At 71.4% G+C, this 23,553-nt stretch carries 23 protein-coding genes and 1 pseudogene; 18 read left to right on the top strand and 6 right to left on the bottom strand.

All coding sequences use genetic code 11. The features are described from left to right. Positions 1 to 2 precede the first annotated feature (2 nt). From HUV60_RS07240 to HUV60_RS07205, 8 genes and pseudogenes are all read left to right on the top strand, one after another. Entirely contained in the window at positions 3 to 2,045 is a 2,043-nt protein-coding gene (locus HUV60_RS07240; protein WP_257848194.1) for a heparinase II/III-family protein, read from the top strand. A 10-nt stretch (positions 2,046 to 2,055) separates the two neighbouring features. Continuing rightward, positions 2,056 to 2,643: a hypothetical protein gene (locus HUV60_RS07235; RefSeq protein ID WP_257848195.1), complete on the top strand. Its 588-nt coding sequence runs from the start codon at positions 2,056 to 2,058 to the stop codon at positions 2,641 to 2,643. Then, entirely contained in the window at positions 2,640 to 3,776 is a 1,137-nt protein-coding gene (locus HUV60_RS07230; RefSeq protein ID WP_257848196.1) for a right-handed parallel beta-helix repeat-containing protein, read from the top strand. The genes HUV60_RS07235 and HUV60_RS07230 overlap by 4 nt, the downstream gene beginning before the upstream one ends. After that, the gene (locus HUV60_RS07225; RefSeq protein WP_257848197.1) at positions 3,773 to 4,552 is read left to right on the top strand and encodes a polysaccharide lyase family 7 protein; all 780 of its coding nucleotides are present in this window, start codon (positions 3,773 to 3,775) and stop codon (positions 4,550 to 4,552) included. The genes HUV60_RS07230 and HUV60_RS07225 overlap by 4 nt, the downstream gene beginning before the upstream one ends. Before the next feature lie 458 nt (positions 4,553 to 5,010). Further along, positions 5,011 to 6,492, top strand: a complete 1,482-nt coding sequence (locus HUV60_RS07220; RefSeq protein ID WP_257848198.1) for a polysaccharide lyase 6 family protein — start codon at positions 5,011 to 5,013, stop codon at positions 6,490 to 6,492. A gap of 348 nt (positions 6,493 to 6,840) precedes the next feature. Next, positions 6,841 to 7,518, top strand: coding sequence for a bifunctional 4-hydroxy-2-oxoglutarate aldolase/2-dehydro-3-deoxy-phosphogluconate aldolase (locus HUV60_RS07215; RefSeq protein ID WP_257848199.1), 678 nt, complete (start codon positions 6,841 to 6,843; stop codon positions 7,516 to 7,518). Continuing rightward, positions 7,515 to 8,495 carry a sugar kinase gene (locus HUV60_RS07210; RefSeq protein WP_257848200.1) on the top strand — a complete coding sequence of 327 codons (981 nt, stop codon included), beginning with the start codon at positions 7,515 to 7,517 and terminating at the stop codon, positions 8,493 to 8,495. Before HUV60_RS07215 ends, HUV60_RS07210 begins: the two co-directional genes overlap by 4 nt. Positions 8,496 to 8,549: 54 nt before the next feature. After that, positions 8,550 to 8,969: pseudogene (locus HUV60_RS07205) on the top strand (GNAT family N-acetyltransferase); the annotation flags it as partial. 318 nt (positions 8,970 to 9,287) lie between these two features. Here HUV60_RS07205 and HUV60_RS07200 read toward each other — a convergent pair. Continuing rightward, positions 9,288 to 9,611, bottom strand: a complete 324-nt coding sequence (locus HUV60_RS07200; RefSeq protein WP_257848201.1) for an anti-sigma factor family protein — start codon at positions 9,609 to 9,611, stop codon at positions 9,288 to 9,290. Then, positions 9,608 to 10,165 carry an RNA polymerase sigma factor gene (locus tag HUV60_RS07195; RefSeq protein ID WP_257848202.1) on the bottom strand — a complete coding sequence of 186 codons (558 nt, stop codon included), beginning with the start codon at positions 10,163 to 10,165 and terminating at the stop codon, positions 9,608 to 9,610. The genes HUV60_RS07200 and HUV60_RS07195 overlap by 4 nt, the downstream gene beginning before the upstream one ends. Positions 10,166 to 10,334: 169 nt before the next feature. Between HUV60_RS07195 and HUV60_RS07190 the strand changes: the two genes are divergently transcribed. After that, complete coding sequence (locus tag HUV60_RS07190; protein WP_257848203.1) at positions 10,335 to 10,655, top strand: hypothetical protein; 321 nt, start codon at positions 10,335 to 10,337, stop codon at positions 10,653 to 10,655. A gap of 147 nt (positions 10,656 to 10,802) precedes the next feature. Here the strand turns inward: HUV60_RS07190 and HUV60_RS07185 are convergent, their stop codons facing one another. The 3 genes from HUV60_RS07185 to HUV60_RS07175 all read right to left on the bottom strand — a co-directional run bounded on the left by HUV60_RS07185 (position 10,803) and on the right by HUV60_RS07175 (position 13,529). Further along, positions 10,803 to 11,876 carry a methyltransferase domain-containing protein gene (locus HUV60_RS07185; RefSeq protein WP_257848204.1) on the bottom strand — a complete coding sequence of 358 codons (1,074 nt, stop codon included), beginning with the start codon at positions 11,874 to 11,876 and terminating at the stop codon, positions 10,803 to 10,805. A gap of 124 nt (positions 11,877 to 12,000) precedes the next feature. Next, positions 12,001 to 12,753, bottom strand: coding sequence for a TVP38/TMEM64 family protein (locus HUV60_RS07180; protein ID WP_257848205.1), 753 nt, complete (start codon positions 12,751 to 12,753; stop codon positions 12,001 to 12,003). Continuing rightward, positions 12,750 to 13,529 (bottom strand): class I SAM-dependent methyltransferase, encoded by a 780-nt coding sequence (locus HUV60_RS07175; protein WP_257848206.1) that lies wholly within the window; start codon positions 13,527 to 13,529, stop codon positions 12,750 to 12,752. The genes HUV60_RS07180 and HUV60_RS07175 overlap by 4 nt, the downstream gene beginning before the upstream one ends. Before the next feature lie 228 nt (positions 13,530 to 13,757). Here HUV60_RS07175 and HUV60_RS07170 point away from each other — a divergent pair, with 228 nt between their 5' ends. The 9 genes from HUV60_RS07170 (at position 13,758) to HUV60_RS07130 (ending at position 22,921) form a co-directional block, all read left to right on the top strand. Beyond that, entirely contained in the window at positions 13,758 to 15,167 is a 1,410-nt protein-coding gene (locus tag HUV60_RS07170; protein WP_257848207.1) for a dihydrolipoyl dehydrogenase family protein, read from the top strand. Next, positions 15,164 to 15,622 (top strand): MauE/DoxX family redox-associated membrane protein, encoded by a 459-nt coding sequence (locus HUV60_RS07165; RefSeq protein WP_257848208.1) that lies wholly within the window; start codon positions 15,164 to 15,166, stop codon positions 15,620 to 15,622. The genes HUV60_RS07170 and HUV60_RS07165 overlap by 4 nt, the downstream gene beginning before the upstream one ends. After that, on the top strand, positions 15,622 to 17,058 hold the full coding sequence (locus tag HUV60_RS07160) for a radical SAM domain-containing protein (RefSeq protein WP_257848209.1): 1,437 nt from the start codon (positions 15,622 to 15,624) through the stop codon (positions 17,056 to 17,058). Before HUV60_RS07165 ends, HUV60_RS07160 begins: the two co-directional genes overlap by 1 nt. A 3-nt stretch (positions 17,059 to 17,061) precedes the next feature. Beyond that, positions 17,062 to 17,850: an MTAP family purine nucleoside phosphorylase gene (locus HUV60_RS07155; protein WP_257848211.1), complete on the top strand. Its 789-nt coding sequence runs from the start codon at positions 17,062 to 17,064 to the stop codon at positions 17,848 to 17,850. Then, complete coding sequence (locus tag HUV60_RS07150; protein WP_257848212.1) at positions 17,847 to 18,527, top strand: TIGR04282 family arsenosugar biosynthesis glycosyltransferase; 681 nt, start codon at positions 17,847 to 17,849, stop codon at positions 18,525 to 18,527. The genes HUV60_RS07155 and HUV60_RS07150 overlap by 4 nt, the downstream gene beginning before the upstream one ends. Beyond that, positions 18,518 to 19,258: a TIGR04283 family arsenosugar biosynthesis glycosyltransferase gene (locus tag HUV60_RS07145; protein WP_257848213.1), complete on the top strand. Its 741-nt coding sequence runs from the start codon at positions 18,518 to 18,520 to the stop codon at positions 19,256 to 19,258. The genes HUV60_RS07150 and HUV60_RS07145 overlap by 10 nt, the downstream gene beginning before the upstream one ends. 51 nt (positions 19,259 to 19,309) lie before the next feature. Then, positions 19,310 to 20,989: a radical SAM protein gene (locus tag HUV60_RS07140; RefSeq protein ID WP_257848215.1), complete on the top strand. Its 1,680-nt coding sequence runs from the start codon at positions 19,310 to 19,312 to the stop codon at positions 20,987 to 20,989. A 37-nt stretch (positions 20,990 to 21,026) separates the two neighbouring features. Beyond that, the gene (locus HUV60_RS07135; RefSeq protein ID WP_257848216.1) at positions 21,027 to 22,271 is read left to right on the top strand and encodes an NAD(P)-binding domain-containing protein; all 1,245 of its coding nucleotides are present in this window, start codon (positions 21,027 to 21,029) and stop codon (positions 22,269 to 22,271) included. Between the two features lie 221 nt (positions 22,272 to 22,492). After that, on the top strand, positions 22,493 to 22,921 hold the full coding sequence (locus HUV60_RS07130) for a hypothetical protein (RefSeq protein WP_257848217.1): 429 nt from the start codon (positions 22,493 to 22,495) through the stop codon (positions 22,919 to 22,921). Here the strand turns inward: HUV60_RS07130 and HUV60_RS07125 are convergent. Then, on the bottom strand, positions 22,897 to 23,208 hold the full coding sequence (locus HUV60_RS07125) for a hypothetical protein (protein ID WP_257848218.1): 312 nt from the start codon (positions 23,206 to 23,208) through the stop codon (positions 22,897 to 22,899). The genes HUV60_RS07130 and HUV60_RS07125 overlap by 25 nt on opposite strands. Positions 23,209 to 23,553 lie beyond the last annotated feature (345 nt).

The raw sequence follows: 23,553 nt of genomic DNA, 5'->3' as shown, positions 1-23,553 counted from the left end.
GCATGCTGCTTCTCGAGGGACGACTCGACTCACTGCGCGGCGAGCTGAACGGCACGCACGCCGCCCAGTGGCGAAGGCTGCACGAGCAGTGCGACTGGTACCGCCGCCAGAACCCGCCCACGGAGCACCCCGAGGCGAGCATCACCTATTTCGGCCCCGCCGCCGCGAACCTGGCGCTCGCCTACCGGCTCACGGGCCAGCGCGGGTACCTGGAAGAGGCGTGGCGCTGGATCTCCACCTGCGTGGCCTTCCCCCACTGGGGGCGTGCGCACATGCCCGACCACGACCTGGACGCGGGCTGGCTGCTGCACGGTCTCTCCCTCGCGTACTCCTGGCTGGGGGAGGACCTGGAGCCGGAGCGGCGCGAGGTTCTGCGGGCCAAGCTGGAACTCCAGGGCGAACGGCTGTACTCCTTCGCCGAGGAGACCACCGGCCGCTGGTGGTCGAGCGCGTACTGGCAGAACCACAACTGGATCTGCTGGACCGGTATCGCCACCGCGGGCTACGCGCTGGCACGTTACGAATGGAGCAAGGCCGCCCGGACCAACCTGGAGACCGTCCTCAGGATGCTCCCCGAGGACGGTTCGGACGCGGAGGGAGTGGTGTACTGGCGGTACGGAGTGCCCTGGCTCGCCATCCACACCGACCTCGTCCAGCACCAGGAGCGGGCCGACCTGTGGTCGGCCGGCGGCTTCCTGCGCAACACCGCGCGCTGGCGCCTGCACCAGAGCGTGCCGGGCTTCGAGGAGAACATCGACCACGGCGACTGCCACGACCGGCGCAGCGGCCACAGCGTCGCCCTCTACTACCGCCTGGCCTCCGCCTACCAGGACGGCACGGCGCAGTGGCTGGGAAACCTCGTCGCGGAGCGCCACTTCTGGCGCGAGGCGTACGAGTCCGGCGTACGTCCCGGTGTCATGCCCGAAGCCTTCCTCGAACTGCTCTGGTACGACTCGCGGGTGACACCCGTGGCACCGGACCGGGAGCCCGGCACCGCGTACTTCCCGGACCTGGGGCAGATCACCGCACGCACCGGCTGGGACGACGCCGCCACCTGCGTCAGCTTCAAGGCCGCGCCCGGCGGCGGCCACCGCGCCTGGGACGAGGGGCACCGGCTGAAGGCCGCGGGCGGATGGGACGCGATGAGCGCCGGCCACCACCACCCCGACGCGGGCGCCTTCGTCCTCCACTCACACGGCGCCTTCCTCGCCGTGGACGAGGGCTACAGCAACCACAAGCGAGCGGCTCACCACAACCTGGTCCTGGTCGACGGGGAGGGCTGGGCCGACGAGGGCCGCTACCACGTGTACGAGGGGATACCCGAGGAGCGCCGGGCGGGGGTACGCGACGTGCTCGCCCAGGACGGGTTCGCCCACGCCACGGCGGAGTCCGCGGCGATGTTCCCCGAACGGCTGGGCGTACGGCGCGTCGACCGCACACTGGTGGTGACGCCTCTGGGACGTGTGGTCGTCCTCGACGAGCTCGAGGCCGAGGCACCGCGCGAGTGGACGTATCTGCTGCACTCCGACTGGCCCACGACGCAACTGGACCCCGACGGCTGGTGGCTGGACTCCGGGCCGGCGAGCGCACGGCTCACCCGGCTGCTGCCCACCGACGCGACGGCCACGCGTCACCGCACCGAGGTGGAGGCGAACCCGACCTCCAGCACCCCCAGCCTCAAGGTCAGCAAGACCATGCACACCCTGAGTCTCACCACACCCAGGGCCCGCACGGCCACGTTCCTGACCGTCCTCGACAGCACGGGTTCGCTGGATCCGAGGCCGGACCCGGCCGTGCTCCTGGAGTCGGACCAGGGGCACGCGGTGTCCGTCGGCCGGGGGGACGAGACGGAACTGGTCCTCCTCGCTCCCCGGGCCCGGGTCATCGAGACGGAACGTGTCAGCGCCGACGCTGCCGCGGTCATCCTCTCCGGCACGCGGGTCGCCGCCGTACGGGCGCGCCGTGTCGCCATCGACGGCGCCGAGGAGCTCCGGTCCGACGAGCCGTTCACCGGCGTACTGCCCACCGAGACCACCGGCGCGTAGGGAGCACACCATGAAGGGCTGGGAGCGAGGTGCACTGCGCGCCATGGAGTTCGTCGCACAGCCGGCACTCGCGGGAGCGGCGTTCTGCCTGCTGGCACTCGGCGTCGTCACCTGGCTCCCGGCTCTGGCCGCCGCGGCGATTGCCTTGCAGGACTGGCGCAGGGACGGCGGTGGCCGGCCGTTCACCGGGACGCTGCGTGCCTTCCCGCGCTGCTGGCACGCCCTGTGGAAGGACGCACTCGCGGCCAGCGCCCTGATCGCCCTCCTGGCGACGAACTCCCTCTTCCTGCTGGGCCGGGGAAGTGCGACGGCCTGGGTCCTGCTCCCGGTCCAGCTCGCCCTGCTGGCCGCCCTGGCGGTCTACGCGCTGTCACTCGCCGCCTCGGCCGGGGTCGGTACCGAAGACGGGTTTCGCCGCCGCGCGGCCGTCCTCGCCTTCGCCTCCCCGCGGCGCAGCCTGGTTCTGCTGCTCGCCCTGCTGCTCGTGCCGCCGGCGATGCTGCCCGTTCCCTTCGGCCCCCTGCTGCTCGGGCCCACCGTCCCGCTCCTCCTGGCTCTGTCCCTGTACGCACCCCTGAACCTGAGGAAACCAGCATGAGACTCATCCGGTACTTCGCTTCTGCGGCCGCCCTGTTAGCCGTGACCGGAACATCCGTGCCGGCGGCGTCAGCCGCCGCACCCCGGGGCGGACACGACATCTACGTCTCACCGCGCGGCAGCGACACCGCCCCCGGCACCCGCCGGGCTCCCTTCGCCGGCATCCAGCGGGCCCTGGACGTGGCCGGACCCGGATCGACCGTGCACCTGGCGCCGGGACGCTACCTGCAGAACTTCGTCACCCGGAGCCCCGGTGTGACCCTCACCGGGCCCCCCTCCGCTGTGGTCCAGGGATCCGGTGAGGGTCGTGCCATCGGGGAGATCCAGCACGACCGCGTCCGGCTGACGGGATTCACCATCGACGGCCTGATTGGTGACGCCGGCGAGAAAACCGGCTACCGTAAGAAGCTTCTGTATGTCATGAGCCTGACACCTGGAGACGGTGTCGACGGCCTGCGCATCACCCGGATGACCTTCCGCAACGCCGGTGAGGAGTGCGTACGGCTGCGCTACCTGGTCACCGGCGCCGAGGTCGCCCACAACCGGATCACCGGATGCGGGGTGTGGGACTTCCGCTTCGCCGACGGCGGGAAGGTCGGCGAGGGCGTCTACCTCGGCACGGCCCCCGAACAGCAAGGGCTCAACGGCGCCCCGGACGACCGGCCGGACGTCAGCCGGGACAACTGGATCCATCACAACAGGATCGACACCCAGGGCAACGAGTGCGTGGACATCAAGGAGAACTCCACCGCGAACCTCGTCGAACGCAACGAGTGCACGGGCCAGCGCGACCCCAACTCCGCGGGCCTGGACGCGCGCGGTAGCGGCAACACGTTCCGCGCCAACCGCTCGTACGGGAACGTGGGCGCTGGAGTCCGGGTCGGCGGTGACACCCCCGCCGACGGCATCCACAACACCATCGAGGGCAACGTCCTCCTCTTCAACGCTGCGGGGGGCATCAAGTTCGAGGCCACCCCGCAGGGCCGGGTGTGCGGAAACACCCTGGCCGGCAACACCGGTGGCGACGCGACGGGCACGTACAGGGACGAGTACGAGCCGTCGCGTCCCTGCTGGCCGCAGAAGGAAGCCGACAAACCATCGTCACAACCGACAGTGAGGAAGCAGCAGACATGAGCCGCACCCGCAAGCGTGCACTCGCCACCACAGGCGTGGCCGCACTCTCCGCCCTGGCCGCCCTGACCCTCCCGCTCGTCACGGGCGGCACGGCCGCCGCCGCCGCCCCGTGCGACTATCCCGCCCAGCAGCTCAACCTGACCAACTGGAAGGTCACCCTGCCGACCGGTTCGAGCGGCTCGCCCACCGAGGTCAAGCAGCCCGCGCTCGCCACCTACTCGGCCAGCCCCTGGTTCACCGTGAACTCCAAGTGCACCGGCGTCCAGTTCCGGTCGGCGGTCAACGGCGTCACGACGCCCAACTCCAGCTACGGGCGCGCCGAGCTGCGCGAGATGACTGACAACGGAACCGAGAACGCCTCTTGGTCGTCCACCTCCGGCACCCACACCCTGACCTTCAGGGAGGCGTTCAACAAGCTCCCCAACGACAAGGACCACGTCGTCGGCGCCCAGATCCACGACGGCGACGACGACGTGACGGTCTTCCGCCTGGAAGGCACCAGCCTCTACATCACCAAGGGCAACACCACCCACCACAAGCTGGTGACCAGCAACTACAAGCTGAACACGGTCTTCGAGGGCAAGTTCGTCGTCAGCGGCGGCCAGATCAAGGTGTACTACAACGGAGTCCTCCAGACGACCATCGCGCACTCCGCGTCCGGGAACTACTTCAAGGCCGGGGCCTACACCCAGGCCAACTGCAGCAACTCCTCCCCGTGCAGCAGCTCCAACTACGGGCAGGTGAGCCTCTACAAGCTCCAGGTCACCCACAGCTGAGAGACGGGGTGGTGCCGGGCCTCGGACTGGGAGGCCCGGCACCACCCAGCACGGTACAACGGGCGGCGCGGATCTCCGTCCCACAAGCGGAGAGAGACCGGTCCGGTGTCCGTCGTTTGGACCGGGCCGGGCTCGTGGTCCCTGGCACCCGAGCCGCGGCGTCGGCCAGCAGGGCTCCGCCTGTCCTCCTCCTCCGCTGTGCGATCGCACGCACCGGACCCCACTCCCTGATCCAGCCTGATCCCAACGGCGAACACCGGTCGGCGCCCTGAATTCGCACGTCATCGATATGAGCCACCGACTGCCACGTCGTGTCACCCGGCCTTCGCCAGACCGGTGTGCCCGTAGCCGCCATCCGCAACCGTCACAGGTACGTCCTGCTGGCACCGGACGGCCCTCTGGACCAGCGCCGGGTTGCTCGACATCGCATGCCCGTCCCTACCGTGCGGAGAAACCACATGAACAGATCAAAACTCGGTACCTCCGGCGCGATCGCTGTCGCGTCCCTCACGATCACGGCGCTCGTCACCGCAGCACCCGCTCGCGCCTCCGCCGGCGACACGCCGTCGCTCACCCCGAGCGCGACCTCGACCTCACAGACCAACGCCACCGTCGTCAACGTCTCCTCTTCGGCGCAGCTGGCTGCCGCGATGTCCGACGCCGTGCCCGGCCAGACGATCGTCCTCGCCAACGGCTCCTATTCAATCGGCAAGCTCAACGCCAAGAACGGCACCTCCGGCGCGCCCATCACGATCATGGCCGCCCAACAGGGCAAGGCGATCATCACCGGAGGACAGCTCGAGGTTCTCAGCTCGTCGTACGTGACGTTCTCCGGGCTGAAGTGGACGAACAGCAACACGTTGAAGATCAACAGTTCGCACCACATCCGGTTGACTCGCAACCACTTCCGGCTCACCGAACCGAGCTCGTTGAAGTGGATCATCATCCAGGGAGCCGACAGCCACCACAACCGGATCGATCACAATCTGTTCGAGGAGAAGCACCAGCTCGGCAACTTCATCACCGTCGACGGGTCTTCGACCCAGCAGTCGCAGTACGACCAGATCGACCACAACCACTTCCGCAACATCGGTCCGCGGGCCACCAACGAGATGGAGGCGATCCGGGTCGGCTGGAGCGCGATCTCCAAGTCGGACGGGTTCACCACGGTCGAGAACAACCTCTTCGAGAACTGTGACGGCGACCCTGAGATCATCTCGGTGAAGAGCAACGCCAACACGGTCCGGTACAACACCTTCCGGACGTCACAGGGCTCCCTGTCCCTGCGCCACGGCAACCGCAGCCAGGTCTACGGCAACTTCTTCTTCGGGGGCGGCAAGAGCGGCACCGGCGGCGTCCGGGTCTACGGCCAGGACCACAAGATCTACAACAACCACTTCGAAGGACTGACCGGCAGCGGCTACGACGCGGCGCTGCAACTCGACGGCGGAGACGTCGACACCTCGGGCGCGCTCTCCTCGCACTGGCGGGTGTACCGGGCCACGGCAGTGCACAACACCTTCGTCAACAACGTCTCGAACGTCGAGATCGGCGCCAACTACAGTCTCGCCCCGGTCGACAGCCTGGTCGCCGACAACCTCGTCGTCGGGTCCTCCGGCAAGCTCTTCAACGAGCTGAAGGTGCCCAAGAACATGACGTACGCGGGCAACATCGGCTGGCCGACCGGTTCCGCCGCCATCGGGATCACTACCGGCGTCCGGACCGTGAATCCGCTCCTGGTCAAGCAGGGTGAGGTGTACCGCCTCGGCACTGGTAGCCCCGCGCTGAACGCTGCGTCGGGTGGCTACAGCTTCCTCACCGAGGACATGGACGGCCAGTCACGCAGTGGAACGGCCGATGCCGGCGCGGACGAACTGTCCACCGGCGCTGTCGTCCACACGCCGCTCGACTCCGACGACGTCGGGGTCGACGCCCCCTGAGAGGGCCGGAACAGCTCTGCCCGCGACACCATGAGGTGTGGCGGGCAGCCACCGGTGCCGAGCGGGCACGCACACCCCGGAGCTCCAGGTCACCCGTACCTGAGGGACGAGGCGGTGCCGGGCTTCGGAGTAGGAGGCCCGGCACCGCCCAGCACGGTACAACGAGGGCTGAACCGGCCTCCCGCGCGCCCGCGAGGACACCCGTCCGGGAGCAGCCGCTCCCGGACGGGTGTCCTCGCGGGCTCCTGCCGATCCCACCTCTCTCCGGTGCACACCGCCCGCGATCGCCCGCACGGGGCCGGTCCCCGAAATGCAGCACCTCTCCCCGGAACAGGACACGAAGCGGAAATGACCCGATCCGACGACCCGGCACCCACGCAGCCGGAATGCCCGATCACCACGGAGATCACCTCCCGGGGTCTGATAGCGATCCTGCGCGCCCCCACGGCCGAACACTTCCCCGCGATCGTCGACACGCTGCTCGACGCCGGGATCCACGCGATCGAGATCACCCTCACCACTCACGGCGCCCTGCGGTGCATCCGTGATCTCGCGGCCGCCTACGGCCGGGAGGCGGTCATCGGGGCGGGGACGGTCCTGACCACCGGTCAGGCGCAGACCTGCGTCGATGCCGGTGCCCGATTCCTCGTCTCGCCCGTCGCGGCGCCCGACGTCGTCCGAACGGCCCGCGCCGCGGGCGTGGCCGCCTACCCCGGCGCGCTCACCCCCACCGAGATCCACGCCGCCGGCGGTACCGGCGCATCCGCCGTGAAACTCTTTCCCGCCTCGGCCGTCTCGCCCCGGTACGTCTCGGACCTGCGCGGCCCGCTTCCCGGCATCCCCCTCATCCCCACCGGCGGCATCTCCCTCACCGACGTCCCGGCATGGGCCGCGGCCGGGGTCGCCGCCGTGGGCCTGGGCACGCCGCTGATCGGCACGGCGGTGACGGAGGGCGTCGACGACCGCCTCGCGGCCCGCTGCCGCCAGGCCCTGGCAGCCGTCTCCGAAGGCAGGGCCGTCCGGTGACAAGCTCCCGAGCCACACCCGCACCGCGAACCGACGGCGGTCTGCTCACCTTCGGCGAGACGATGGGCCTGATCACCGCGACCACGATCGGCACCCTGGAGTACGCACGCGACTTCACCTTCGGTATCGGCGGTGCCGAGAGCAACGTGGCCATCGGCGCCGCGCGCCTCGGGGCCCCGGTCACCTGGATCGGCCGGGTGGGGAGCGACGCGGCCGGAGATCTCGTCGGACGCCGTCTGAGGGCGGAGGGCATCCGGACCCTGGCGGTCCGGGACGCGTCCTTCACCGGCCTCATGGTCCGCCACCACCGCGCCGCCGCCGTGGTCCGTGTCGACTGCCACCGCGCCGGATCGGCCGGCTCCCGCCTCACCTCACGCGACATCCCGGTCGACGCGGTCCGGCGGGCCGCGATCCTGCATCTCACCGGCATCACCCCGGCCCTCAGCGCCTCCGCCCGCCAGGCCGCCCGGGACGCGGTCGCCGCGGCGAAGGCGAACGGCGTACGCGTCGGCATCGACGTGAACCACCGCAGCAAGCTCTGGGACCGAGCCACGGCCTGTCGCGAGCTGCGACGGCTCGTCGCGGAGGCGGACATCGTCTTCGCCGGGATCGAGGAAGCCCAACTCGTGCTCGATTCCCAGGTGGACGTTCCCGAGTCCCTGGCCGCGGACCTGGCGGCGACAGGGCCGCGGGAGGCCGTCGTGAAGACCGGCGTCAGGGGATGCACGGCCCACATCGACGGCACGGTCCACGAGGAACCGGCGCTGTCCGTCCCCGTCGTCGACACCGTCGGGGCGGGCGACGCCTTCGTTGCCGGATACCTGGCAGAACGCCTGCGCGGAGCCGATCCCGTCCAACGGCTCCGGACAGCCTGCACCATGGGCGCCTACGCCGTGTCCGTCCCCGGCGACTGCGAACTGCTCCCGACCCGCGGTGAACTGGAGACCTTCCTGACGGCCGGGGACGTCCTGCGATGAGCGGGTGCCCGCGAAACCGTGTACCCGCTCGGCTCCCGCTGAGAGGACCAGCCCATGAGTAGACGCCCGGTGACCCTGCACAGGATCGTGTTCACCGACTGGCAGGCGGTCCACTCGTGGGCCGGCCTGCCCGAAGCCTGCCGCTTCCAGCCCTGGGGGCCGAACACCGAGGAGCGGACACGCGACTTCGCGAGGGCGGCGGCCGAAGCCTGGGCGCACGAACCACCGCGGAGGCTGGCCCATGTGGCGCGCGTCGGGAACGCCGTTGTCGGTATGGGTGAGCTGCACCTCCGCGGTCACACACAGCGCCAGGGCGAGATCTCCTACGTCGTGCATCCGAGGGTGTGGGGGCGGGGCATCGGCACGGAGATCGGGCGCTCGTTGCTCTCGCTGGGCTTCGACCGGTGGGGACTCCACCGGATCCGCGCCACGTGCGACCCCCGCAACCGGGGATCTTCCCGCGTGTTGGAGAAGCTCGGCATGACGTACGAGGGGCACCACCGGCACACGGCGTGGATCCGGGACGGCTGGCGGGACAGCCTGGTGTTCAGCATCCTCGAAGAGGAGTGGCACGCCGATACCCGGAGCGGTGCCGAGACAGGCGCGGAAGGACCGCCTCCCCCCCCGGCCCGGGTGACAAATGAGCCGCCGACCGAGCCATGGACCTCGCCGACCGGCAGCAGGGGCGCGCGGGACCGCGGGCTCGGCCGGTCCGGGTACCGGCGTGCTGGGCGCAGGCACGGTCGAGGCAGCCGTTCGATCAGGGCAGACGCCCCGTCGGATCGGTCCCGCTCACGCACCGGCCGGCGGCGAGGCGCTGTCCGGTGCGTCCCCGGCCTGGACCTGCCCGTCGTGCACGAGAGACCGGCCGAACGCGGTGAGCCGTGCCAGCGCGTCCGCATCGGGCTCCGCGCGGCGGGCCAGCGCACCGCGGATCTCCTGGTAGACCGATGCTTCCAGACCGCAGCGCCGGCAGTCCTCCAGATGGACCGCGACCCTGCGGGCGGTGATCTCGTCGGTCTCACCGTCGAGATACTTCTGGAGCACCCGGGCCACCTGCATGCAGTTCATCCTGCGCTCGCCCGAGCGGCGAGCCCACCATGGGCGCTTGTTCACGTCACACCTCGCTTCGGTGCCAGTCCCGCCGCGGACAGCCGCACACGTATCCGTCTGCGGGCGCGGTGCAGCCGGCTCATCACGGTTCCTTCGGGCACATCCAGCAGGTGTGCGGCCTCGGCGTAAGTGAGGCCGTCGATATCCACCAGCTGCACCACCTGCCGGTGCTTGTCGGGCAGCGCGGACAGCGCCGCGTCCACCACCTCGTCGAACGCCTCGCCGACCACCAGTTCCTCCGCCGAGCCCTGGGACCCTGTGGTGCTGAGGCGGTCAAGGTCGGTGTCCGGGTCGTCCAGGAGGTGCGGGCGGCGCCGGCGGTGCCGGTTGATCTCGGCCCGCCGCATGATCGTCAGCAGCCAGGCCCGAGGGTGCCGGCCGTCGAACCCGTCGATGGCCCGGTAGGCCCGCAGCAGCGTGTCCTGCACCAGATCCTCGGCGTCCGCGCGCTGCGTGGTCAGCGTCATCGCCACCCGCAGCAGCACCTCCACCTCCGGCAGCACGTAGGCGGCGAACGCCGCACCCCGCGGGTCCGCCGGGGCAGGCGGCGGTGTCACTCGGTCTTCCACACGTGGGGAACCCGCTGGCCTGTTCGGCCCATTCCATCCACCCTCATCCACCCTCATCTGCACGTCGGCGCGCTTGCGTCAGCGCCTGCTGGGCGACCGAAGGCCCGGAGGCGTGTGCGAGGGGAATGCGCCGCGGCTCGAACCGGGTTTCCCGTCCATGAGGAAGCAGCACGTCCCCAGGCCGGTACAGGTGTGGGCGGAGTGCCGGGAGAAGCTGCGGCACGTATGCCTGCGCGGTGATGTGGAGGCGTACGCAGACGGGCAGCTGAGGGGTGTGCGCCGGGCACGGGTTGCCGCGCACGTCGGCGCGTGCTGGGCGTGCAGCGGCAGCCTGGAACTGCTCCAGCTGATCAAAGCGTCTCTCCGACGCACCCCGCAGCGCGCGCCCGTCCCCCTCGCGTCCGCCCGGGTACGACGCTTCGCCCACCGGCTCACCGCGTCGGCGGGGTCTGACCGGCGCGGCAGCGCAGGGGGCTGAACCGCCGGCTGATACCGAGAGTGGTCCGGTGCCCGCCGAGTCGAACTCGTGGCCGACGTGGGAGAGGAAGGCGACTTGGCCGCAGTCCTCGCAGCGCTCAGGGCGGGACAGCCCACGGCGGCGATCCCGCACGCGGGGCGGCTTCGGTCAGCAGCAGCCCGGCGACGCCTGCGCGTCCGGGCCGCTGTCCCCAGGGCCGCAGGGGAAGAGGCCGAAGTGCCGGTTCTTGTCGCCGGTGACGGAGAAGTGCGGCGCGTAGCGGGTGGCGCTCAGCATGTCGGCGGTGTTGCCGCAGACGAGCTTCGGTTTACCGGTGTGGAAGCGGTGGTGGTCGTCCAGGTCGAAGGCGTGCGGGTACTCGGCGACGGTGCCGTGGTAGACGGCGACCTGGCCGTAGTCCTCGCAGCGGTCCTCCAGCGGGAGTTTGAAGGCGCGGACGGTGCGGGACGTGAAGGTCGCGAAGCCGATCCTCTGCCGGATGCCCGGGTCGCTGATCGTCACCGGGGAATCGGCGACGGTGCGGGCGTCAGGGCATCCGGTGCCTTCAAGGACGCGGCGGAAGTCCTCGGTGTACAGGGCGCCGGCGAGGCACTCGCCGACGAGGACGGGATCGTCCAGGAGAGCGGCGGGCAGGCGCCGGTCGGCGAAGATGTCGGAGAAGTACAGCTCGCCGCCGGGCCGCAGGACCCGGAAGATCTCGGCGAGGACGCGCGGTTTGTCCGGCGAGAGGTTCACCACGCAGTTGGAGACCACGAGGTCCACGGATACGTCCGGGATACCGGCCGCGGCCAGGTCCTCGATGCAGGCGTGGCGGAAGTCGGTGTTGGCGTGGCCGAACCGTTTGGCGTGCCAGTCCTGGTGGCGCCGGGCGACGGCGAGTTGTTCCTCGGTCATGTCGATGCCGATCACCCTGCCTGTGGGACCCACCAGTTGGGACAGCACGTAGACGTCGCGTCCGCTGCCGCAGCCCAGGTCGAGCACGGTGGCCCCCTCAAGCGCGGGTGGGATGGGCGAGCCGCAGCCGTAGAAGCGCTCCATGACCTCGTCGTGTACTGCGCCGAGAGCCGCGGCGATGTGCGGCGCCGGTACCGCGTCCGTGCAGCAGGCCGAGGTCTTCAGATCCGCGGAGGACGCGAGGACCCTGCCGTAGTAGTCCTTGACCGATTCCGCCACGGTCGAGTCCGGTTCCTGTCGCTCCGGCCGTACGCCGATCGTCGCCATGTCTCTCCTCTGCCGCGTGCTGCCGTGAGTCCCGGCGGACTTCGCCGCCGGGACGGAAACCCGCTGGGCATGGCCCGCCATTCCGACTCCGCTGTGCCTGAACCAGACTGCGTCCGCCCGGGCGTCACCGGCCGTCGGCAGCCGCGGTGACCTCCCCGCCGTGGGAGCGGACGAACCGGGCCGCCCACCAGCCGCCCGCGCTGAGGAGCAGCAGGCCGCCCGACGCGATCCACAGCCCGGGAGAGATGGGATCGCGCAGCGAGCCGCCGAGCCCGGCGTAGACGACGGTGCCGGGGACGATGCCCAGGGCTGTGGCGGTCAGGTAGGAGGAGAAGCGGACCCCGGCCACTCCCGCTCCGTAGTTGATCACCGAGAAGGGGAACAGCGGCACCAGCCGCAGGAGCAGGACGGCTGCGAATCCGCGGTGTGTCAGGTGGGCGTCCAGCCGGGCCAGCCGTCCCGAGCCGGCGTACCGGGCCACCACCGGACGCCCCAGCCGACGGGCGATGCCGAACGACAAGGCCGCACCCGCCGTCGCTCCCACGAGTACCGCACCGACCCCCAGCGGCAGCCCGAACAGCACCCCGGCAGACGCGGTGAGCACCGAACCGGGCAGCAACGCCGTCACCGCCAGGGCGTAGCAGACGGCAAACACCACCGGCCCCCACGGGCCGAGTGAATCGACACCTTGGCGCACCTCCCGCAACAGGTCCGCTCCTCCCCACACACCCAAGGAGCCGAGCGCCGCCAGCAGGACCACCAGAAGTGCCAGCCGTGTCCACGCCGCGCGCGCCGACCGCGGTGCCGGCCTGTCCGGGGCCGCCCCATCGGAGGGCGGGGGCCCGGTCGCGGGTGAGGGGGCTGCCGGGCGGCTCATATGGGCTCCTCTGATGGTTGTCCGGTGGGGAGGCAGGCCACCACGCGGCGCAGCGGCAGCTCAAGGCGTCGCCCCGGGGCCGCCCACCGTGCCAGGGAGCGCTTTGCGGCCTCGGCGCGCCGAGGCGTCAGTCCGGGCAGGTACAGGGCGTCGGGCAGCAGGGCCGCGGCGTCGGCCGAGTCGATGGCGAGGGTGAAGACGTGTCGCTCGTCGGAGCGGACGTGGAACCCCGCATCGCGTAGCAGGGCGGCCAGCCCGTCCCGTGCCTGCGGGCTGGGCCAGGGCTGACGTACGGCGCGCAGGGCGGTCATCACCCGGAGCCATCCGAGCATGCCGGACGTGGTCAGCCCTGTCTGGGAGGGCACCAGCGCCGCGAGTGTCCCGCCCGGGCGCAGCACGCGCCGAACCTCCTCGAGCACCTGCGGCAAGGGGGTGAGGACCGGTAGGCACATGGCCGCGCACACGCCCGCGACGCTCGTGGAGGCCGTCGGGAGCGAGTCCGCTCCGGCCCGCACCAGCGGCCCTCGGCCAAGCCGCGCCGCTTCGGCCAGCTCCGCCGCCGAGAGGTCGATCCCGACCCACTCGGCGTACGGAAGCTCCGCTCGGGTGGGTGCCGAACCGCAGGCCAGGTCGAGGACCGTGCCCTCGATGCCGTGGAGTGGTTCGGCCAGCCAGGCGTACGGGGAGGTGTCGGCCAGGGTGAAGAGCTGTTCGGTGATGCCGGGATGCGCGTGGTGGTAGGCGGCGATGAAACGTCGCCATTCCTGTTCGTTCATCCGGTCCTCGTCTCTGTCGCGGCCCGCGAACCCCTCGCGCCCTGTGCCTGCCGCCGGGAACCCTGCCGGGAGGGCTCCACATTCCGCTTCGGACACGCCGGTTCGGGCTGGATGATTCCGGCCGGCCCACCGGGCAGGAATCGTGTGACCGAGAAGGGAAGGCCGTGGAGGCGTCACCGGGTTCCCCTCGCGTCCCCTGCCGCGCACCGACCGGAGAGAGCCCACTCGATGAGTACGTACGACCTGGTGGTCATCGGCGGCGGCAGTGCCGGCCTGACCGCGGCCCGCACCGCCGGGCGCCTCGGCGCCCGTGTGTTGCTCGTCGAGCGGGACCGGCTGGGTGGGGACTGTCTGTGGACGGGGTGCGTACCGAGCAAGGCGCTGCTGCATGTGGCCGCCGACGTGCAAGCGGCCCGCCGCGCCGCTGCCTACGGTCTCCCGACGGTGTCCGGCCCGGCCGACCTCGCGGCGGCCATGGGCGAGGTGAAGCGGGCGATCGGCGCGGTCGAGCCGCACGACTCGGCCGGGGCACTGGCTCCGTTCGGCGTGGAGGTGACACGAGGCGCGGCCTCCTTCACCGACCGGAGAACCCTGACCGCGGGCGGGCGGAAGGTCTTCTTCCGGTACGCCCTGATCGCGACCGGCTCCACGCCGGCCCTGGTGCCCGTCCCGGGCCTGGCCGAGGCCGGGCCGCTGACCAGCGACACCGTCTGGGAGCTGACCGCACTCCCGCGGCGTCTCGTCGTGCTGGGCGGTGGACCCATCGGCTGCGAGCTGGGCCAGGCGTTCGCCCGGCTCGGCTCGCAGGTCACCCTTGTGGAGGCGATGGACCGCCTGGTGCCCCGGGAGGAACCGCGGGCCTCGCAGGTACTGCGGGAACGGCTGGAGGCCGAGGGAGCCACCGTGCTGACCGGTTACCGCGCCGAGAAGGTCGACGCCGGAGCCGTCCACGGGCCCGGCGGCCCTCTCCCGTACGACACACTGCTGGCCGTCACGGGCCGCCGCGCCGACACCGACGGGCTCGGCCTGGAGGCTGCCGGTGTGGAGCTGACCGAGACCGGTCACGTCCGGACCGACGGCCGGCTGCGCACCGCCAACCACCGGATCTACGCCGCCGGCGACGTCACCGGCCATTCGGCCTTCACTCACCTGGGCGGCACGCAGGGCGGAGCTGCCGCCGCCGACGCCCTCCTGGGTGTGCGCCGTCCCATCGACTACCGCGCGGTGCCCTGGGTGACGTACACCGACCCCGAGATCGCCCGCGTCGGCCTCACCACCGACGAGGCGCGCGAGAAGTACGGCGACACCGCACGCGTCCACACGCTGGACAACGACCGGGTCGACCGGGCGGTCGCCGACGGCCGCACGGAGGGCTTCACCACCCTGGTGCTGGGCCCGCGCGGGAAGATCGTCGGAGCGACGGTCGTGTCGCCGAGGGCGGGGGAGACCATCGCCCATCCGGCGGCGGCGGTACGCCTGGGCTGGACCCCCTCCGACTACGCCCGCACCGTGCACCCGTACCCCACGTACGCCGACGGTCCCTGGCACACCGCGCTGGCCGACGTCCACGCCCGCCTGGCCCGGGGCAGCGGCCCCATAGGCGCGCTGCTCAAACTCCGCAGGGCGGTGCTCCGATGATCCTCCGTCTCGTCCTGGGCGCCGTCCTCGCGGCGATGGCGCTGGGCCAGCTCGCCTCGTTCAACGCGATGCCCGCCGTCATGACCGCCTACGGCCTGCCGTCCGGCGCGGTTTCGACCGCCCTGACGGTGGCGTTGATCGGCGCCGAGGCCGTGACGGCCTTCTGGTTCCTCGCCCGGCCCCGTTCCCGCGCCGCCGCACCCGTCTGGTCGTACACGGGCGTGGCAGTGGTGTGGGCTGTCCTGGCCTCCCAGGCGTTCGCCCGCGGACTCGTCCTGGACAACTGCGGCTGCTTCGGAACCTACCTGGCTCAGCCACTGCGCTGGTACGTACTGGTCGAGGACGCTCTGATGCTGCTGTACGCCTGGTTGTTGTGGCGCCGCCTGCGCCGGACCAGGGCCGCCTCGTCACCCGCAACAGCGCGTACGGAACGAACCCTGTTGGAGAACCACTGATGCGGATCACCGCGAAACTGCGCGCCCTCGAGCGCGCCACCCGCCCTTACGACGCCGAATTCGCCGCGGCCATGGAACGCCGCTGGGCGGAGCTCCCCGCCGTGGCCCGGACTCCCGGCCAGATCCTCGGCCGGCACGGCGTCGGCTGCGAGGGTACCCACGGCGTCTTCCCCAAGTGCAACCTCAAGTGCACGCCCTGCTACCACTCACGGGACGCCAACCAGGTCCGCGTCGACGGCCCCCACACCCACGAACAGGTCACGGCCCAGATGCGCCTGCTGCGTGAGCTACGGGGCCCGCGCGCGCACGCCCAGCTCATCGGTGGAGAGGTGAGCCTGCTCGCCCCAGACGACCACGCCGCCGCGCTCGCAGTCATGCGGGAGCACGGCCGGGAACCGATGAGCTTCACCCACGGCGACTTCGACTACGGCTACCTGACCCGGCTCGCCCTCGGCCCGGACGGCACACGGCGCTTCGGCCGGCTGTCCTTCGCCGCGCACTTCGACAAGTTCATGTACGGCAGACGCGGCATCGAAAGCCCGCCGAACGAGCAGGCGCTCCACCCGTACCGGGCACGGTTCGCCGCGATGTTCGTCCGGTTGCGGCGTGAGCACGGGGTGCGGTTCTTCCTCGCCCACAACATGACCGTCACCCCGGGCAACCTCGACGAGGTCGCGAGCGTGATCCGCGACTGCCGGGCCATGGACTACGGCATGTTCTCCTTCCAGCCCGCCGCCTTCCTCGGCGACGAGCGCCGCTGGAAGGAGGAGTTCCGCGAGGCGACCCCGGACGCGGTGTGGGCGGAAATCGAGCGTGGCGCCGGAACCCGGTTGGACCACCGGGTCTTCGAGAACGGCGACGTGCGTTGCAACCGCACCGCCTACGGCTTCTACACCGGCCGCCGCTGGTATCCGTTCCTCGACGGCGACGACCCGCGCGACCTCGCCGTGCGCGACGCGTTCTTCCGGTACTTCGGGAGGGTGACCTTCACGGGCACCCCGCCCGCCCTCCTCACGGCCAGGCTCCTGCGGGTGGTGGCCCGCCACCCGTCCACCGTGGTGACGGGGCTTCGCTGGCTGGCCCGCACCGCCCGCCGCGTCGGACTGTTGCGGCTGGTCCGGCACCGGATGCGGGCGCGCCCGGTCACTTTCGTGATGCACCAGTTCATGGACGCCGATGTCGTCGCCCCGGCCTGGGAGATGATGCAGCGCGGCGAGCAGGCGGAGGACCCCGGGCTGCGCGAGACCCAGGAGCGGCTGGCCGCCTGCCACTACGCCATGGCCCACCCCGAGGACGGTGCTCTCGTCCCCGCCTGTGTGCAGCACGCCGTACTCGATCCGGCCGAGAACGCGGCACTGCGTACCCTGCTGCCGATCGTCGGAGTCCGCACCACCGTCGATCGCTCGTCCGGAACGTCACCGAAGGAGAAGAAGTAGACCATGCGCATAGGCGTGATCACCGGCTCCGGCAGCTACGACTGGCCCCACCTGCAGGGTGCGACGGAGCTGACCGTCACCACGGACCACGGCGAGGTCACCGTCACCGAGGGACGCCTCGGGGACGCGGAGATCGTGCAGCTCTCCCGGCACGGCGCCGGCCACCACCGGCTCTCCAGCCAGGTCGACCACAAGGCGAACCTCTCCGCTCTGCTGGCCCGCGAGGCGGAGGCCCTCGTGTCCTTCACCGTCTGCGGATCCCTCGACCCGACCGTCCCGCCGGGCTCCCTGGTGGTCTTCGACGATCTGTACTTCCCCGCCAACCGGCTGCCCGACGGCACCCCGTGCACCTGGTACGACACACCCGGCGCGGCCGGTCGCGGGCACTGGATCTTCGACCGTCCCTTCAGCGCACCACTGCGCCAGGCGTTGATCTCCGCGGCCGGGGCGACCGGAGTGCCCGTCGTGTCGCGGGGCGTGTACGGGCACGTCGACGGCCCCCGGTTCAACTCCCGCCCCGAGGTGGCCGCCCTGACCGCGGCCGGGGTGTCCGCCATCAGCCAGACCGCGGGCCCGGAGGTCGTTCTGGCCGGTGAGGCCGAACTGCCCATGGCACTGGTCGGTTTCGTCACCGACCACGCCAACGGAGTCGCCACCGAACCGGAACCGGTGCAGGCTCTCCTGGACCGCATGGCCCTGAGTAAGGACGTCTTCGCGACGCTGGCGGCACACGCGCTCCCCGCACTGGACAGCACGGCCGGTACCGGCTTCGTCCACCGGTTCGACGCATGAGCACCCTCGCCACCCAGGGCACTCCCGCCGTCCTGATCATGGCCAAGGCGCCCCGTCCCGGACTGGTCAAGACCCGGCTGCACCCGCTGCTGAGCCCTCCGCGCTGCGCGGATCTCCAGGCCGAACTCATCCGCCACACCGCGGAACTGGCCACCTCCCACACCCCCAGGACCTACCTCGCCCTCTCCCCGCACGAGGGCGAGGACGCCATCCGCACGACGGTGTCCGCCGGCGTCCGCCTGCTGCTCCAGCGCGGTACCGACCTCGGAGAGCGCCTGGCCGCGGCCGTGGCCGACGCCTTCGCCGACGGCGCGGGACCCCTGCTGGTCGTCGGCACCGACGCACCGACCCTCACCGGCGGCCATCTGACTGCCGCCTTCACCGCCCTGCAGAACCATGACGTGGCACTGGGCCCCGCGCTGGACGGCGGCTACTACCTGATCGGCCTGCGCGCCCCCCACACCTCCCTCTTCGCCCTCGACCCGGAGGTCTGGAGCACGGACCGGGTCCTGACCGCCACCCGCGCCCTCGCCCGTGACGGCGGGCTGAGCACGGGGACGCTTCGTCCGCTCCGGGACCTGGACACCCCCGCGGACGCGGCGGCGCTCCTGAGGGATCCGATGCTGCCGCCAGGTATCGCCGCTCTGCTCCGGCCCGAGGAGACGTCATGCCCCTGACCCCGCCCCGAGTCTCGATCATCGTCCCGGTCCTGAACGAGGAAGCCACCGTCCACAGTGCGGTGAGCCGCCTGTGCCGGGACTTCCGCGGCTGCGAACTGATCGTCGTCGACGGCGGCTCCACCGACGCCACCGTCGAACTCGCCTCCCTCCACGCCACGGTGGTGACCAGCGAGCGCGGCCGGGCCAGGCAGATGAACGAGGGCGCCCGGCACGCCTGCGGCGACATCCTCTGGTTCGTCCACGCCGACACCAGTGTCGACCCCGACGCCCTGCACCAGATCCAGGCCGCTCTCGCAGACCCGGCCGTCGTCGCCGGCGGGCTCACCCTCCGCTTCGACCGCAGAACCCCCGGCCTGAACTACCTTGCGCGGACGTCGAACGCCCGCGCGCGGTGCCTTCACCACATCTTCGGTGACCAGGCCATGTTCGTCCGACGTACCGACTTCGACGCCCTCGGCGGCTTCCCCGACCTGGCCATCATGGAGGACCTGGAGATGTCGAGGCGCCTGCACCGCCGAGGCCGGCTGCGCCTGCTGCCCGCGACCTCGACGGCCTCCTCACGCCGTCTGGTCGCACACGGCACCTGGCGCATGATCGCCTTCATGCAGTACCTGAAACTGCTGTACTTCGCCGGCGTCGATCCGGAGGCCATCCGCACCCGCTACGCAGCGGGCCCCAGCCTGTTCGGGCGCAGACGCGCGGCAGCGGCGCGCACCCCCCGTCCCTGAACCACCCCCTGCCCTCTCCGCCCTTCCCCCGACTTCCTGGAGACCAGTCCCATGCGCATCGCAGTCAGCGGCGGCCCCTACGGAAACCCGTACGCCCTCCAGGCGTTCGTCGACGACGCCCGCGCCCGCGGCTGCGAGCGACTGTTCTGCCTGGGTGACCTGGGCGGCTTCGGCGCCGAAGTGAACGCGCTGTGGCCGATCCTCGCCGACAACGACGTCGAGTGCGTCGCCGGGAACTACGACGTGGCGATCGCGCGCGGGGACACCGACTGCGGCTGCGGCTATCGCGACGCCAAGGACAACGAGTACGCCCAACTCGTCTACGACCACACGCTCGCCACCACCCGCCGTGACTTCGCCGCATGGATGGGCACCCTGCCCACCGAGAGCCGGGAGACCATCGACGGCGTCGACGTGCACATGGTTCACGGCTCGACGCTGGCGCTGAACGACTTCTGGTGGGAGTCGCTCCCCGACGAACAGCACCGCCTGCGCGCCGAGGCCTCGGGCGCCGACGTGGTGCTGTGCACCCACAGCGGCCTGCCCTGGCAGCGTCGGGTCGCCGACACCCTGGTGGTGAACGTCGGCGTGCTCGGCAAGCCGGCCAACGACGGCCGCCGTGAGGTCTGGTACGCGATCCTCGACCTGGACGGCGGGCGCCCGACCGCCGAGCTGGTCCCGCTCTCCTACGACTGGCGGGCGCAGGCCGCCTCGATGCGCGCCGCCGGACTGCCCGAGATCTTCACCGAGACCATCGAGACCGGCTGGTGGACGACCTGCCTGGAAATCCTCCCGCCGCGCGAACGTTCGCGCGGCCGCTTCCATCTGTACCGCTCCACCCTGCCGAGCGGTTTCCGACCCGCTGACGACGGCTGGGGCGAGGCCGCGTCCGCCGGCGCCGTGGAAGGCGACCGCCCCGTCGTCCCCCTCTTCGGAACGGCGTACTTCCCGTCACGACTCTGGGTCTACACCAACTTCCACTGCAACCTGGCCTGTGACTACTGCGCGGTCGCCTCGTCCCCTAAGGCGGCCCCCCGCACACTGCCCGCGACCGACTTCCACGCACTCGTCGACGAGGCCGTAAATGCAGGGTTCACCGAGTTGTACGTCACCGGCGGCGAGCCCTTCCTCCACCCCGACATCGTCGGCCTCCTCGACCATGCCACCACGCGGTTGCCCACGGTCGTCATGACCAACGCGATGCTGCTGCGCGGTCGGCGGGCCGCCGGACTCCCCGCCCTGGCGGGCCGAAAACTCACCGTCCAGACCTCCCTCGACGGCGCGACGCCGGCCGCGCACGAGGCACACCGTGGCGCCGGTTCCTGGCTGCGCACCCTGGACGGCATCCGCCACCTCGTCGACCTCGGGCTGCCCCCGCGAATCGCCCTCACCGAAACCCCGGACAACACGCACGAGATCCCGGCGGTCGCCGAACTGCTGGCCGGACTCGGCCTGCCCGCCAGCCACTTCGCCGTACGTCCGCTGTTGCGCCGAGGCTTCTCGGACACCGGGACGGAGATCGGCGAGGACTCCAGCATCCCGGAACTGACCGTCACGGCCGACGGCCTGCACTGGCACCCCGCCGGTGCCGACCTGGCCACCAGCCCCGACCTGTATCTCGCCCCCGCGGGCACTTCGCTCGCCGCGGGCAAGGAGCTGGTCACCGAACGGTTCTTCACCGCCCGCCTGAACGACGGCAGCCTTCCCCGGCCCGTCCACTGCGCCGTCTGACCCGACCCGTACGCGTGCACCGAGGGAGCCCACCACCATGCAGCAGCACCAACCGCACGTAGCGATCCTCGGTGCCGGACCCGTCGGCCTCGACGCCGCCCTCGCCTGCGCCGACGCCGGATGGCCGTTCACGGTCTACGAGGCGGCGGACAGCGCCGCCGCCCATGTACGCGACTGGGGCCACGTACGTCTCTTCACCCCATGGGACCTGAACGTCTCGCGCCGGATGCGTGCCCATCTCCCGCACGCACCCACGGGCGACGCGTGCCCCACGGGCGACGGACTCGTCGACGAGGTGCTCTCTCCGCTCGCACAACTCCCGGCGCTCAAGGGGCGGATCCGCTACCGCACCCCCGTGGCCGGCGTCGCGCGCGCCGGCCTGCTCAAACACGAACAGATCGGCACCGACACCCGGGCGGCGGCCCCCTTCAGACTCCTGTTGGACGCCCCCGACGGAGAGGAGACCGCCGAAGCGAGCCTGGTCCTGGACTGCACCGGTACCTACTCCCATCCCAACACCCTCGGGTTGGGTGGCATCCCCGCTCCGGGTGAACGGGCCCTGCACTCCCGCATCACCCGCACCCTGCCCTCGGTCAACGGCTCCTTCGACCGCTGGGCGGGAACCGTTCTCCTGGTCGGCGCCGGGAAGTCCGCCCAGACCGCCGCGCGGGACCTCGCCGCGCTCCCCGGGACGCGTCTCGAATGGGTGGTACGCCGCCCCGCGCCCGACTGGGGGGCCGTCCCGGGCGACACTCTGCCCGGACGCCAGGAACTCGTCTCCACCGCACAGGCTCTGGCATCGGGCGCACACCGCCGGGTGTCGGTCCACACCGGAGCCCACGTCCACTCGCTGTCGACCGTCGCCGACGGTGACCGCGTACTCGTACGCCTCGCCACCGCCTACGGTCCGCGCGAGGTGCTCGCCGACCACGTCGTGTCGCTCACCGGCTACACCGGCGACCACACCCTCTACCGTCAGCTCCAGGTCCACGAGTGTTACGCCACCGGCGCCCCCATGAACCTCTCCGCCGCCCTGCTCGGCGCGGCGGGCGGTGACTGCCTCACTCAGCCGGCCACCGGCATCGCCCAGCTCCGCAGCCCCGAGCCCGACTTCTTCGTCCTGGGTGCCAAGTCCCACGGCCGCCTGAACACCTTTCTGCTGCGCACCGGCTACCGGCAGGTCGACGAGATCGCCGCCGGGTACGCGACGGTGGAAGACCCACGGCGACTCGGCGGGTTTGTCTCACGGACGGAAGATCCTGCTCGCGGGAGCTCGCCCTGACCGGCACCCGTCGACGAAGACGACGGTAGACGTGGGCCACTTCGGCAGATTCGAGGCACCCCCGTACGGCCCCGCGCGTGGCCTCCCCCGGCGCGCGGTTGGCCGGAATCCTCCTTGGCCCCAGACCTTGCCGGCCCAGCTCGGGCCCGTCGTCCCCCTGCTGGTAGCCGGTGCGCCGAGCCCGGGCACCCGCCGGGCAGACCGCCACAGCCTCCTGCCCGGTGGGGAAGGCCGTCATTGGTGGCGGTGGCGAAAACCAGGGAGGCAGGACGGGCCTCAGCTCGTCCTGCCCCACCTACGGCGCCGGCTCCTCCCAGGTGAACGAGTGGTCCGTCGGCGGCTACGACCTCGGCAGCGCCACGACGAACGCGACGGTCTACGCGATCTGCTCGCTGCCCGTGCACGACCTCTCGCTCCACCGCTGCGCCGGTACGGACGAGAACCCGGTCGGCGGCCTCCTCAAGTGCCCCGCCGGAAAGATCATCACCGGCGGTGGCCTCGAGGGAACCGAACGCGTAGGGGGCAGCACCTTCGCCGGCCGGCCTGCCAGGGCGGCGGAGACCGGCTCGAACGACGGCTGGTGGGCGCAGACCACGGACGGCCGGAGCAACGCCGACTTCGGGCTCTACGCCATGTGCGTGAACCCGTAGCCGACCCGCACCCCATCAAGTGCCGGGGTGTCAGCAGACCGACCCGCCGGGGTGCTCCTCACCGCGAGTGCGCCCCGACCGCGTTCTGCTCGCCGCGGTTCGGTCTCGGCGCGGCGGACCCGGCCGCGCACGGCCTCGTTGTGGATGCCCCGGTCCTGTGAGACGTGCGCGACCGCCGGTCTGTGGACCGCACGACGTTCGACCAGGTCACACGCCTTAGCGGCGATCTCGGAGCCGTCTGCCACGGCGACACGGTCGCCCTCGCAGACGCCGGGCGGGGCGCTCATCGCGCCGAGTACGCAGACACGCGCCTGCTCTCCGCGGGCCCGTAGCCGGCGCAGGTGGAAGAGGCTGTCGCTGCGGAGGAGGGGAACCGTCGTGGCGCGGCCGTTGCGGGCGGCCCGGATCCTGGCGGCGACGTGCGCCGGCCCGGGGTCGGGGGAGTGCCGGTCGTGTGCTTCGCCGTCGGCTCGGAGAGGTTCGTCGGCCGGTGTCGGGGTGACGGCCGGAGTCTGCGCGGTGGTGACACCAGGGGAGGGCCTGCGGCGGGCGGGGTCTCAGAGGTTTCGCGGGCGGCCCTGGCGAAGGGGGTGGGGGCCTCAGCAGGCCGCCGGAAGACCTCGCCCACTGCG

The organism is Streptomyces sp. KMM 9044 (genome assembly GCF_024701375.2).
In the GTDB taxonomy this organism is placed as follows: domain Bacteria; phylum Actinomycetota; class Actinomycetes; order Streptomycetales; family Streptomycetaceae; genus Streptomyces.
The sequence above is the reverse complement of the archived record's forward strand: the minus strand, read 5'-3'. Positions and strand labels throughout refer to the sequence as shown.